The sequence below is a fragment of the Mesomycoplasma ovipneumoniae genome (assembly GCF_035918255.1).
GTDB classification, from domain to species: Bacteria; Bacillota_I; Bacilli_A; order Mycoplasmatales; family Metamycoplasmataceae; genus Mesomycoplasma; species Mesomycoplasma ovipneumoniae_A.
On the sequence record NZ_CP142136.1, the window covers coordinates 951,894 to 966,360 of the forward strand.

Annotated in this window: 7 protein-coding genes and 1 tRNA gene; 2 read left to right on the plus strand and 6 right to left on the minus strand. The window is 28.1% G+C overall.

What is annotated here, in order from left to right; all coding sequences use genetic code 4:
- Positions 1-538: 538 nt before the first annotated feature.
- The 4 genes from U3G01_RS03440 to U3G01_RS03455 are packed head-to-tail and all read right to left on the minus strand — an operon-like array spanning position 539 to position 8,202.
- Positions 539-1,141, minus strand: coding sequence for a signal peptidase II (locus U3G01_RS03440; RefSeq protein ID WP_010320957.1), 603 nt, complete (start codon positions 1,139-1,141; stop codon positions 539-541).
- Positions 1,125-3,773 (minus strand): isoleucine--tRNA ligase, encoded by a 2,649-nt coding sequence (ileS, locus tag U3G01_RS03445; RefSeq protein ID WP_255030926.1) that lies wholly within the window; start codon positions 3,771-3,773, stop codon positions 1,125-1,127. The genes U3G01_RS03440 and ileS overlap by 17 nt, the downstream gene beginning before the upstream one ends.
- A 3-nt stretch (positions 3,774-3,776) precedes the next feature.
- Positions 3,777-6,281, minus strand: coding sequence for a DNA topoisomerase (ATP-hydrolyzing) (locus tag U3G01_RS03450; RefSeq protein WP_255030927.1), 2,505 nt, complete (start codon positions 6,279-6,281; stop codon positions 3,777-3,779).
- Positions 6,274-8,202 carry a DNA gyrase/topoisomerase IV subunit B gene (locus tag U3G01_RS03455; RefSeq protein ID WP_255030928.1) on the minus strand — a complete coding sequence of 643 codons (1,929 nt, stop codon included), beginning with the start codon at positions 8,200-8,202 and terminating at the stop codon, positions 6,274-6,276. The genes U3G01_RS03450 and U3G01_RS03455 overlap by 8 nt, the downstream gene beginning before the upstream one ends.
- A gap of 165 nt (positions 8,203-8,367) precedes the next feature.
- On the opposite strand from U3G01_RS03455, the gene gap reads away from it, so the two are divergent.
- Positions 8,368-9,378, plus strand: coding sequence for a type I glyceraldehyde-3-phosphate dehydrogenase (gene gap / locus U3G01_RS03460; RefSeq protein WP_069098444.1), 1,011 nt, complete (start codon positions 8,368-8,370; stop codon positions 9,376-9,378).
- Positions 9,379-10,520: 1,142 nt separating this feature from the next.
- On the opposite strand, the gene U3G01_RS03465 is transcribed toward gap, so the two are convergent.
- A tRNA-Ser gene (locus U3G01_RS03465) sits at positions 10,521-10,611 on the minus strand.
- Between the two features lie 63 nt (positions 10,612-10,674).
- Between U3G01_RS03465 and tsaD the strand changes: the two genes are divergently transcribed.
- Positions 10,675-11,661, plus strand: coding sequence for a tRNA (adenosine(37)-N6)-threonylcarbamoyltransferase complex transferase subunit TsaD (gene tsaD, locus U3G01_RS03470; RefSeq protein WP_255030929.1), 987 nt, complete (start codon positions 10,675-10,677; stop codon positions 11,659-11,661).
- Here the strand turns inward: tsaD and U3G01_RS03475 are convergent.
- Positions 11,627-14,464 (minus strand): lysylphosphatidylglycerol synthase transmembrane domain-containing protein, encoded by a 2,838-nt coding sequence (locus tag U3G01_RS03475; protein WP_255030930.1) that lies wholly within the window; start codon positions 14,462-14,464, stop codon positions 11,627-11,629. The genes tsaD and U3G01_RS03475 overlap by 35 nt on opposite strands.
- Positions 14,465-14,467 lie beyond the last annotated feature (3 nt).

A 14,467-nucleotide genomic window follows, 5' to 3' on the forward strand; every position in this document is an offset into this window, starting at 1 on the left:
ACTGGTAAAAATCAATTTATGATAAAACAACAAAAATCATAAAAAAATACAACTACTATTTAAACTCAATGCAAATAGAAAACTCGTTTTTATTTACATCGAGCCTAAAAAAATATATGAAGTTTTGAAAGAACAATAATCAAAAGCCATAAATTTGTAGATTTCTAAACGGTCAAATTTAAGGCATTCCATCATATCTAAAAATATAATGGATAATTCGCATTTCCTGATTTTTTTTATGGAAAAAACATAACTAATTCCCCCTTAATTCAATATCAAAATTTATTAATTTATTCTTAGTGAGATTTATTATAACATAATTTTATTTTAGACCAAACATTTTTTTCTTTTTTTGCAAAAGGTTATTTTCAAAACTATAAAAATTAAGATTTTAACGTAAAAAACCCGGATTTACGGGTATTTTTTCATATTTATATTCGCTAAAAAGTTAATTTTGCCGTCAAACTGACAAACTCAGGTGTTTTAACAAATTATTAGTCTTATTTATTAAAAAATGCTGTAATTTACAGCGCTTTTTTTAATTTTTATTTTTTTTCTTAAAGATTTTATTTTTTAGTCTTTTTAAAATTCAAGGCCCGGCTTGATCATAAAGAGAGATAATAAAAATTCCAATGGGGCCAACAAAAATAAAAATATCTGCAAAATTAAATGTCCCACTTGAGCTTACAAATGGCAGAAAAAGCAAGTCTTTTACGTGATTATCGTCCAAAATTCGGTCAATTTCGTTACCTCAATTCCCACCTAATAATATGGCCATAAAAATTGTCAAGGAGTATTTTCTTGAAAAAGGAATCAAAATCAAAAGTATTAAGCTTAATAAAAAGGCAAAAATATGAATACCTGTAAAGCCAATAATGTTATTAATTCCCGAAGTTACACCTCGATGCAAAAGTGGGCGAAAACCAATAAAACCTCATGAAATACTTTTGACAAAGCCTTTATCGGTTGATTCTCGATACTCTTCTCAGGTAAAAACTAAATTTTTTGATAGTTGATCAATTAATAGAGTAATGAGAATAACCAAAAAAGCAATCAAAATGTTTATTATTAAACGTTTTTTGCCGATTTTAATATATTTTGAATTAATATATTTAATAATGGCATTATTTTTTGTTTTCATTCAAAACCTCAAAACAACGGTCACAAACATCCTGAATTTTTTCAAAATGATTTCAACATCTTGGACATTTAGGTCAATTAAGATTATAAATGCTTATTTCATCCTTAAATTCGACTTTTGCAACCATTAATAATTTCACAAGATCAAGTGATTTTAGAAAATTTGAGGAATTAGAATCTAAAACAACTGCAATTTCATTTGAACGATTTATTTCTTTTGATTGAATTTTTTGCTCAATTAGTTGATAAACAGAATTTTTAACATCAAAAAATTCAGTTCATTTTTCATCTAATTTTGAATCAAAATTAGACTTTTTAAAGAAATTTTCCAGGTGGATTGATGTTTGTTTGTCACTTTTTTGAACAAATTGATAAATTTCTTCGGCTGTTGTTGGCATAATTGGCGCAATTGCAATATTTAAAACCAATAAAAATTCATAAAAAACGTATTGAATTGAGCGTCTTTTTACTGAATTTTTTGAATCTGCATACAAAATATCCTTAACAATTGACAGATAAAAATTAGAAAATTCAATTATAAAATTATTAATTATTTTTACAACACGGACAAAGCGATATTCATCATAATACTGAATTATTTCATTTTTTAGCTTTTGAATTTTATTATATATAAATAGGTCAACTTCCTCTAATTCATATTGTTTTGGTTCAAAATCTGCTAAATTTGTAATTAAAAATCGAACTGTGTTGCGAATTTTACGATAAATTTCAACATTTTGTTCAAAAATTGACTCTGAATAAACAATGTCGTTGTAATATTCGCTATTTGCAACTCAAAGTCGAAAAATATCACAACCGTACTTGTTCAAAATTACAAGCGGGTCAACTCCATTTCCCTTTGATTTTGACATTTTGTTCCCTTTTGAATCAACAACAAAACCATGAGACAGTAATTTTTTATAAGGTGAAAAACCAAAATATATCACCGAATTTATTAAAGATGAATTAAATCAGCCGCGATATTGGTCAGATCCTTCTAAATAAATATCAAAAGGAGGTTTTTCGTTGTTAATATTTGCGGCAAGAAAACTAACGCCCGAATCAAATCAGACATCCAAAATATCGTTTTCTTTTGTTCAACCTAAATTTTGATATTTAGGAGGCAAAAGTTCGTCAGCTGTTTTTTGGTATCATATTGAAGAACCAAATTCCTGAACTTGTGAAATTATATGGTCAAAAATTTCTGGCTTATCTAAGACGGGATTTTTATTTTGATCATAAAAAATAATTAACGGGATTCCTCAACTTCTCTGGCGTGAAATTAGTCAGTCCTTTCTGTCAATTATCATTTTTGTTAAGCGGTTTTTGAGCCATTTTTCAGGAAATTCAATTTCATTTATCGCTGTTTCAAGCTCTTTTTTAATTTTTTCAACAGAAACAAATCACTGAGGTGTGCCGCGATAAATTACGGGTTTTAATGTTCGTCAATCATGAGGGAATGAGTGGGTGATAAAATTTAATTTTAAAAGTGATTGTTTTTCTTTGAGATATTCGCTTATTGATTTATTTGCTGAATCATAAAATTGACCAGAAAATTGTCCTGCTTTTTCATTAAATTTTCCATCATCTTCAACGTGCATAACCATTTCAAGATCATTTTCTCGACCAATCCAGTAGTCATCCTCACCAAAAAGTGGCGCAAGATGAACAAGACCCGAACCAGCATCCAAAGTAACATGGTGACCTGAAACTATAGGGCAAACCTTGTTAAAAATAGGGTGAAAATACTGGAGATTTACAAGGTTTTTTCCTAAAAATGTGTCAATAATTTCATAAGAATTTCAGTCAAAACTTGAGGCTAATGTTTGTAATAATTTTTCTGCTAAAATGTAAAAATTTGATCCAACTTTTACTCTAACATAGTCAAAATTTAAACCAACAGCAACCCCTGAATTTGCAATTAGTGTCCAAGGGGTTGTTGTTCAAATAATAATTTTATCGCCACTTTTTACAAAATTGTTGCCATTTTTAACATAAAAAGCAACAAAAATAGAAGGAGACCGGTGATTCATATATTCAATTTCGGCTTCAGCTAGGGCACTTTGACTTGAAGGAGACCAATAAATTGGCTTTAAAGCGCGATAAATTAGACCTTTTTCAGCGATTTTTTTAAATAATTTGAGTTGCTTTGCTTCATAAGCTGGGTCATTTGTTTGATAAATTTGGCTAAAATCTGTTAATAAATTTAGTTTTTCAAACTGTTTTTTTTGAACTAAAATTTGCGAATTAGCAAAATCATTAGCTTTTTGGCGAATTTCTAATGTCGATTTTGACTCAATTTGGTTAATAATTTTATTTTCAATTGGAAGACCGTGAGTATCTCAGCCTGGGACAAAAGGTGAATAAAAACCAGACATTGATTTATATCGAACTATTATATCTTTTAAAACCTTATTAAGAGCATGGCCGATATGAATGTCGCCATTTGCATAAGGTGGCCCATCATGAAGAATAAATCTTGGATTATTAATATTTTTCTTTAAAAGATTTTGGTAAATGTCTTCTTTTTTTCAAAATTCAGTAAAAAATTTGTCCTTCTGAGGCAAATTAGCTTTCATTGAAAAATCTGTGGTAAATATATTGAGCGAATTTTTATAGAAATTTTTATCCATTGTTTATTCCTTTTCAATCTTTTCAAGAATGGAATTTATGTCAATTTCACTTATTTCTTGAAGTTTAGTCTTTAAAATCTTACTAGAATTTGCTTGATTTTGATCAATAAAATTTGGTGAATTTTCATTTTTCTTATCACTTGTTAAAAATAATTTATAATTTTTTTTAGGATTAGGGGCAAAATTGATAAATTTTTGGACTGGAACAATTTTTAAAGTGGTGTCAAAATCAAAAACTTGCAAATTTTCACTATAAATTTCGACACTTTTTGGAATTATAGAAAAATCCAGTTTTGTTTCAAAGCTTTTGGGAGCAATTGATCTATTACCAAAATGTAGACTTTCTGTCGAAATTTTTTCAAAACGCGAATAATTATCAATAACCGCAATTTCTTCAGAAGAATTAATTAAAACAGATGCAACAATTTTTTCATTTTTTTGAAGTTTTAAAATTTTTACTCCTGAGGAAATACGCCCATAAATCGGAACATCTGAAGCGCTTATTTTTAGTGCGCGATTTTGTGATGTGATTAAAACGATATTTTTTAATTTATCTTCTAAAAAAATGCTAATTAATTCATCGCCTTCCTTGGGTTTAAAGCAATTTATCATATTATTTGGTCTAATTTTTGCTATTTCTTTTAGTTGCATTCTTTTTGCATAACCAAATTTAGTTATAAAAAGCAAAAAATGATTAGAATCTAGGTCATCAAGAAAAAAAGAATTAATTAATTCGTGATCATTTTTAAGACCAAGAGAAATTTTTAAGTTATTTGGGTTATTTTTTAGCGTTAATTCTTCAAGTTGATGAGCTAACAACATGCCAACATCACCTTTATTTGTTAAAAAAAGTCCTTTTTGACGTTGATTTATTTTACCTTGAAAAATAAAAAAATCTTCTGAAGGTAATTGAATTTTTTCAATTTCCTCAACTGCATGATTTTTTATATTCATTTTTTTAAAAAGGCCGTTCTTAGAAACTCAAAAATAAAACTGTTCATCCTTAATTAAATCTTGATGGTTGATTTTTACTTGCAATTCTTTGTCAACTATTTTAGTTTTTCGTGGAGAACCATAAATCTTAGCAAAATTTTCTAGCATAGAAATTAAATGAAGATCAAATTCTTCTTTATTTTCAATAAGTTTTTTAAATTCTTCAATGTTTTGGGCTAAAGTTTTAGACTCATTTAAAAATGACTGTTGTTCAATTTTAGATAATCTATACAAACGCATTGAAGCAATTGCTTCAGCTTGAACTTCGGTAAAATTTAAATATTTAACTAAATCAGCAATTACACCCGCTTTTGAATTATCAGATTTACGGATAATTTCAATTACTTCGTTAGTTATATCGGCAACTTTTAAAAAACCTTCTATAATTTCAAGTCTTTTTTTGCTTTTAAAAAGTTCGTAATTAAATTCGCCTAGTTTAACTTTTCTTAAATGATCAAGAAAATAACCAATCATTTCTTTAATTGACAGTAATTTTGGCGAATTATTACAAATTGCTACGGAATTATAGGAATAATAGATTTGCATATCTGTTTTTTGCAGCAAATAATTAAGAATTAATTCGGCGTTTGCATCTTTTTCAAGTTCAACAAAAATAAGCACACCATTTTGATCAGATTGATCAATTACCTCTTTAATTCCGCTAATTTTTTCTTCAAATCGGATTGTGTCGATTTGCTGAATCAAGCTAGCTTTTGAAATTCCAAAAGGAATAGAAGAAATTTCGATCACTTTTTGCTTGTTTTTTTCAGAAATTTTGTATGATGATGAAATTTGAATTTTTCCTTTTCCGGTTTCAAAAGCATCTAAAATTCCGGCTTTTCCATAAACTATTCCGCCTGTGGGAAAATCAGGACCTAAAATAACTTTAGAAATTTGACCGTTTGTAATTAAAGGATTTTTGATCATTAAAATTACAGCTTGGATTACTTCAACTAAATTATGAGGAGGTATTTCTGTTGCAAAACCACTTGCAATTCCGATTGCACCGTTAATTAGCAAGTTAGGAAAAATTGCTGGCAAAATTGTGGGCTCTTTTTCACTGTCATCAAAATTAGGGCAGAAATTTACGACATTTTTTGATAATAATTCAAGCAAATGTTCACTAATTTGGGCTAGTCTAACTTCGGTATACCTCATTGCAGCAGGAGGATCATCATCAATTGAGCCTTTATTTCCGTGCATTTCTACAAGTGGAATGTTAATTTTTCACTCTTGAGACAGCCGAACTAGCGCATCATAAATCGATGAATCTCCATGAGGGTGAAATTTACCGATTACATCTCCAACAACTCTGGCTGATTTTTTGTAATTTTTAGTATTTTTTAGACCAAGCTGCCACATTGAATAGAGAATTCTTCTCTGAACAGGTTTTAGTCCGTCGCGAACATCTGGAATTGCTCTGTTTTGAATTATATATTTTGAGTAGCGCGTAAATTTTTCAGCCAAAATTTGATCTAACTTGGAGTTAATGATTAAATCTAAATTTTTACTCATAGACTGGCTCCTTTAAATTGTCAATAAAACTGTCTTCAAGTGAAAAGTCAACATTTTCTTGAATTCAATTTTTACGCAAATCAGCTCTTTCTCCCATTAAAATGCGGAAATTTTCCTCAACTTTTTCAAGGTTTTCGATTAAAACTTTTTCTAAAATTCGTTTTTCAGGATCCATTGTTGTCTGTCAAAGTTGAGAAGCATTCATTTCACCAAGACCTTTATAACGTTGAATTTGAGCATTAGGGTGTTTTTTTACATATTCATGGAATTCTTTTTCATCTCAAATATAAATGTCTTTTTTATTTTTTTCACTAATTCGGTACAAAGGCGGTTGGGCAATATAAACAAAACCATTTTCAATCAAGGGACGCATATGATAAAACAAAAAGGTCAAAATTAAAATTTGAATGTGAGCACCGTCATTATCAGCATCAGTCATAATAATTATTTTGCCATAATTTAAGTTTTTAAGGTTAAAATTCTGACCAATTCCAGTTCCTAAAGCGCTAATAATGGCAATAATTTCTTCATTTTTTAAAACCTCGATCAAACGGGTTTTTTGAGAATTTACAATTTTACCTTTGAGCGGTAAAATTGCTTGAAATTCACGATTTCGCGCAAGTTTTGCTGAGCCACCGGCTGATTCACCTTCAACTAAAAAAAGCTCGCGATTCATAGCTTTTTTTGAATTAGCGGGAGTTAATTTTCCTGATAATATCCTTTTTTCTTTTGCCACTGACTTAGAAATTTTTGTTTCTGTTAGACTTAATTTTAACTTTTCTTTTTGCTGATAAACATTTAGTAAAAAAGTAATAATTTTTTGAGTTGTTTCTTTATTTTGAATAAAAAAGGGCATTAAATTTCTAAAAACAACCTCTTCAGTGACTGTTTTTGCCAAGACTGTTGCTAATTTATTTTTAGTTTGTCCGACAAATTCCAAAATTGGCTCAGGAATTCGCAGCGATAAAATTAAGGAAAGTCCAACTTTTACATCATTAAAGTCAAAAATTTGCTTATTTTTCAGCAAATTATTTTGTTGACCATAAGTATTAATTGCTTTTACGATACCAGCTTTTAGGCCATTTTCATGACTTCCTCCCAAATTTGTTTTTACATTATTAACAAATGAGATAATATTTTCCTGTTGGGAATCAACATATTGAAATGCAAATTCTACTATGATATCTTGACTTTTTTCTTTAAAAGCGATAATTTTGTCATGAATTTTTTGGCTGTCCTTGTTTAAAAATTCAACAAAATTTTCAATCCCCTTACTAAATTGAAAAGTTTTTTCAATACCGTTTTTTAGATCAACAAACTCGATTCTTAAATTTTTAACTAAAAAACAAGTTTCCTGCAACCTTGAAATTATCATGTCAGGATCATATTCCTTGTGAGAAAAAAATGAAAAATCAGGCAAAAATACTATTTTTGTGCCACTAATTTTGCTAGGACCTAATTCATGGGTTCTATTTTCAATTTTTCCACCATTAATAAAAGATGTATAAAACATTTTTTGGTTACGACAAACAAAAACTTCCATTTTTTTAGATAATGCATTCACGACTGATGAGCCAACTCCGTGGAGTCCGCCGGCAGTTTTATAAATTTCATCAGAAAATTTAGCTCCTGAATGAAGTTCTGTAAAAACTAATTCAACACCAGTTTTACCGGTCTTTTTATGAATTTCAGTCGGAATTCCGCGACCATTATCGCTAATTTCAACTGAATTATCAGCATTTATTACCACTTTAATTTCATTTGCAAAACCAGCAATTACTTCATCAACTGCATTATCAAAAATTTCTCAGATTAATTGATGAAGTCCGTTAATGTCCGTAGAACCTATATACATTCCAGGTCGTTTTTTTACAGCTTCAAGTCCTTTTAAAAGTTTAAGTTTCTCAACTGAATAAGTCATATAAGCCTTTCTGGGTTTTATACTAAAAATTTTATACAAAAATAAAATAATAATTGAAATTTTAAAGTAAACTGCTAATAAAGTGGTAAAATTTACTATAAAAAAAATTTTAGTCAATTTTTTTAGAAAAATTAGACTAAAAAAATCAATGAAATGAGGAATATAATGAAAAAAATTGCAATTAACGGCTTTGGAAGAATCGGTAGATTAGCACTTCGCCAACTTCTAGATGTTAAAGATGAAAATTTAGAGGTTGTTGCAATTAATGATCTAACTGATGCATCTGTTTTAGCTCACCTTTTTAAATACGACTCTGCCCAAGGAAGATTTCCTGGAAGTGTTACCTTTTTAAAAGAAGATGACAAAAATTATCTTGTAATCAATGACAAAAAAATTCGGGTTTTTTCAGAAAGAGACCCTAAAATGTTGCCTTGAGGACAACTAGAAATTGATTTAGTTCTTGAATGTACAGGACTTTTTGCATCAAAAGCAGGGGCTACTTTACACCTTGATGCTGGTGCAAAAAAAGTCCTAGTTTCTGCTCCTGCTGGAAATGATGTAAAAACTATCGTTCATAACGTTAACTGCCACACTGTTGATGAAAATGATAAAATTTTATCTTCAGCATCATGTACAACAAATGCGCTTGCTCCGCTTGTAAATGCGCTTGATAAAGAATTTGGAATAAGCCATGGATTTATGACAACAGTTCATGCTTATACTGCCGACCAAAGACTTCAAGATGCTCCACATAGAGACTTAAGAAGAGCACGTGCTGCTGCTGTTAATTTAGTACCTTCTTCAACTGGTGCTGCAAAAGCTATCGGTCTTGTTGTGCCTTCCTTAACTGGAAAATTAGACGGAATTGCCATAAGAGTGCCGGTAATTACAGGTTCTTTTGTTGATTTAAGTGTTGAATTAAAAGCATCCCCTTCAATTGAAGAACTTAATAAAGCAATTAAAAAATATGAAAGCGAATCTTTTGCTTATTGTGACGAACCTATTGTTTCTAGTGACATTATTGGAGACACACATGGTTCAGTTTTTGATGCAACCTTAACAAAATTTGTTGAAGTTGATGGTAAAAGATTATATAAACTATACACTTGATACGATAATGAATCTTCATTTGTTGCACAATTCGTTAGAGTTATCAGATACTTTATTCAAAAATAGATAATTATTTTATTCAAACAATTGAAAAAGGCAAATGAGAATTTGCCTTTTTTTTATTGAGATTTTTTTATACAGAGTTTGGCAGTTTGATGAGATAATTTTAAAAAAGTTTTAGGTGCTTTTTTAATTTTTTTGGCAAACTCAGAAAAAATAATATCAAGGCAAAAACACTGAATTTTAAATCTAACACTCAGGAAAGAAAAATCTACTTATTAATCAAACTAAAAAAGCTAAAATTTTGACTTAAAAACCAAAATTATGAAATTTTAAACTACTTTTTTAGTTCAAAACACTAACAAAAATCATAAGAAAATACAACTACTATTTAAACTCAATGCAAATAGAAAACTCGTTTTTACTTACATCGAGCCTAAAAAAATATATGAAGTTTTGAAAGAACAATAATTAAAAGCCATAAATTTGTAGATTTCTAAACGGTCAAATTTAAGGCATTCCATTACATTAAAAAATATAATGGAAAATTCGCATTTTCTGATTTTTTTATGACAAAAACATAACTAATTCCTCCTTAATTCAATATCAAAATTTATTAATTTATTCTTAAGTGAGACTAATTATAACCTAAAATTTTTTTAAACCAAGCATTTTTTTTTTTTTTTTTACAAAAGGCTAATTTCAAAATAATAAAAATTAAGATTTTAGTGTCAAAAAACACGGGTTTAGCCGTATTTTTGCATATTTGTATTCAGTAAAAAGTGAATTTTCGCCATCAAACTGGAAACTTAGGAAAATAGATAATTATTTTATTTCAAATAATTAAAAAAGGCAAATGAGAATTTGCCTTTTTTTTATAGAGATTTTTTATTGAGATTTACGACGAGAGACTAAAATAATGAATTTTGCTTTTACGCAAAAATAAATGTAATTTACAAATAACAATAAAGAAAGGAGATTTTAAACATGCATTAAAAACATAAAATTATGAATTTTGCTTTTACACAAAAATAAATATAACTTATAAAATAAAATTTAGAAAGGAGGGTTAAACACGATTGAAGACATAAAAAAATAATTTAATATATAAATTTAGAAGACAAAATATAAGAGCAAGAACAAAAAAGGAGGCAATAAAAATAAAGTATTTTTTAATGTATCATGGTTTAAAACAAACGAAAGTATATTGGCGGGCCAGACAGGATTTGAACCTGCGCGGGATTTCACTCCCCTAACGCGTTAGCAGTGCGTCCTCTTCAGCCTCTTGAGTACTGGCCCATATTTTTATAATTATACCACAAAATATTATATAATAAAATAAAAAAAATAAAAGGCAGAAAAATGAAAATTTTAGGTATTGAAACCTCTCATGATGATGCATCTGTTGCTCTTTTATGTGATGAAAAAGTTGAAATAATTTTAACAATTAGCCAAATTGAATTTCACCAAAAATTTGGTGGTACAATTCCAGAACTTGCTGCTCGCGAGCATTCGCGAAATTTGGCAATAATTTTAGAAAAATTATTGCAAAAAGGCGTTGATTTTTCCTCGATTGATGCTATTGCCTACACAAATAATCCCGGATTATTAGGACCTTTGAAAATAGGATTTTTATTTGCTAGTGCGTTAAGTCTTTATTTTAATAAGCCTTTGATTCCAATCAACCACCTTTTAGGACATTTTTGGTCGGCAAATATTGATGATGAAATTGTTTTTCCAGCACTTTCACTATTAATTTCTGGGGGTCATAGTCAATGAATTTTGGCTAAAAACGAGAGTGAACTTGAAATTATTGGCTCAACAGTTGATGATGCTCTGGGTGAAATTTATGATAAAATTGGCAGAAATTTAGGCTTAGGATTACCAGGCGGGCCTAAAATTGACCAAATTTGACAACAAAATCGACAAAATATTGGCGAGTTAATTAATTTCAGTTTGCCAAAAAGGCTTGTAAATCCTTTGGATTTTTCTTTTAGCGGACTAAAAACTCAAGTTATAAATTTTACTAACCAAATAAAGCAACAAAATGAACTTGATTTAAAAAATGTCCAAAAAATTGCTATTTCTTTTCAAGAAACAATAATAAAATATTTAAAAAGACAGCTTGATTTTGTTTTAAATAACAATAAAAATATAAAAACCCTAACTTTAGTTGGCGGCGTTGCAGCTAATTCTGGAATCAGAGCATTATTTAAAGAATATGAAAAAAATTATAAAATTGTTATTCCAAAAAGGGAATTTTGCACTGATAATGGGGCCATGATAGCAAAAGCTGCACAAATTGAGCTAAAACTTAAATCGCAAAAACAAAAATTACAATCCCGATAGAAACAAATGCTCAAAAAAATAAAGCATAAAAAAAGAAATGACTATCCTGTTTTTTTAGTTTGTAATTCAAAACTAAGTTTTCTTGCATCGTGTTTTGGATTTCTTTGTAGCGATCAACTCTTTTTTCACCTACTCAAACAGTCAAAATTCCAATCGCCGATAATAAATAAGGTAAAAATCAAGTATAAATTCTATTAGTAAAGTTAAAAATATCTAAATTTAAAGAGTTTGCTTCATCAAAGAAACTTCTGAAAATTAATTTTGTTATTAAATCAGCCGAACCTACCCCACCTGGAGAAGGCGAGAGGTTGTTTGAAATTTGTAAAAGTGTAAATCCTGATATAAATTTGAGATAATCGTGAAAATTAATAGTACTTAGATCTAAACCTTGTTCTTTTAAAGTGATAATTAAAATTACAAAAGAGAAATTTATGAAAAAAACTGGGAATTTGTAAAATAAAAGTATTTTTGTAAGCAGTTTTTTATTAGACAAAACTTGCATAAAATGGTTTTTGAAATTATCAATTAGAAATTGAAAGCGATATTCTAATCGCTGTCTGTCCTCAATTTTTTTTAAAAAATTGAGATTTAAAAGTGAAACAAATAATTTAATCAACAAATATTGCAATTTTTTTCAAACAGAAATAATTATAATTATTAATAAAACTAGGACATTTAAAAAAATATTAGCAACAAGTCAAGCAAAGAAGATGATTTTTTCCCAAGAATCTAGAATAAAAAGATCACGATAGTAAATAAAGCCAACTGGAATTAAAATCAAACTCACAAATAAATTAAAAACCTGATGAATTAGGGCATTATATGTCAGGGTTGCGCTGATATTTTTCAATGGATATTTCTTTTTTTGCAAATATCAATAATAACTTATTTCACCACCAAATGAAAAAGGTGTAGAAAATTGCATAAAAGTGGCAATAAAACTAGCAACAAAAAGGTGTCTAAATCTCGTTTCTACCTTTTGATGTTTAAAAATTCGTCGTAATTGTAAGGTTGAGGTTAAATTTCAAAATAAAAAATGAGCAATTGCACCAATAAGAACTAATCTGTTTACCCGAGATTCGAAAAAAAATTGATAAAATTTAACAAAAATTTTTGTAGGCGAGCCGTCTGCAAAACTAGAGTTGTAGAAATTATAAAATAAAATAACTAAAATTACGACAATAGTTGTTATAAAAATCCCAAATTTAAGAAAATTTTTCGTTTTATTGTTTTTTGATGACACTAGATTTTTATTTGCAAGTTTAATTTTATCAATAAGAAGGTTTTCCAAAAAAACTGCTTCTTTTTCGGTGTGATTTTTTGATAAAAAATTTGTGTAGAGTGTTAATTCTTGTTTTGGTTTAAAGTAAATTAATGTGTAAAAATCGTTATTTTGCAAATTAACTTTTAATTTTATTGAATGTTTTCCTGAATCTGAATTTGAAATATTGTATCCTTGTGGACGAAATTGAGCATCACTTTCATTTACAAGCAAGTTTACAATTTTATCAAAAGTTGATGGAGTTGCCTTCATTCGGTACTTATATTGGAAAACAAAATTCAACTCATTTTTCATCTTTTGGATAATTTCAAATATATTTAAATTTTTTTGGGTGTAAAATTCAAAAATTTTGACATACCAAAGAATAGAAAATTGAGTGCTGATTCCGTATTTAATTGAATTTTCAGAAACTTTAGGGACAAAATGAACGCTTTTTGATGTTATAACAACAACTTCATCACTAGTTTTTTCTCGAATTTTAAGTAATTCAGTTTCTGAATTCTCATTATATTCACAAAATTTTGCGATTTTAGCACCAAATTTCTGCTCAATAAACTCAGAGATGTAATTATTAGCTTGATGGCTTATCAAAAAATATTTGCCATTTTTTCAATTTCTTTCAAGAAAATCAAGTACTAACAACTGAAAATCATTATCTTTTATAATATTAAAGTTAAAATTTTTGCGCACAGCAGCTATAATTTTGTTTTTTTTGAGTCAGAAAATTACATTTGTCTTAATTTTAGCGCTTGTTGTGATTTTTTTTCAAATTATTGAATTATCACTAACTTGCCTTGTAATTTTTTCAATCGGAAAACTCTTTTTTATTGGTAAAAATTTACTTTTTTCAGTATCAAAATGATCTTTTAAAAAATTAGTTAAAAAAATTGACTCTGAATCATAAAACTGGTAGAAATTTTCTAATTTGTAAAAATTTAAATCAAAATAATTGTAAAATTTCAAAATATGATCTGAATTAATTTGAAATTTTGGCGTTAAATAAATTTGCGAATTTCTATAAAAAAATGGTTTTTGCTCAGTTTTGTTTATTTTTCTTTCTTCTTCAGGTGTTAAAAGTGTTAAGTTTTTTTTATAAAAGCTTAAAACTGTTAGATTTAAATTTTTATTTGACAAATTAACTTCAATATTTATGAAAAAATCAAAATCATTATTTATAAAATAATGACGGGCTAAACTTTGGGAATATCCAAATTTTTCCTCAAAAATTAAGATTTCTTTGTTAGAATCGGAGGCTAAAGCGTTGTAAAAAATTGATGCAAAAGCTATCCCAAAGTTGTTGGAACTACTATTAATTAAAATTTTCTTATAGTTTTTTTCTTTAACAAGATCAGAAATAGTTGATGCTAAACTAAAAATATAGTTTTCATTTATTGAATTAGGTTTATTTCCAACAAAGCCGATAATTTTAGAATTACTTAATTCAAGAGGAGAATCATAGTTAAAAAAAATCAACTTTTGGTTTTCTAGGTCAACATCGCGATTAATTGCTAAATATTTCATAAA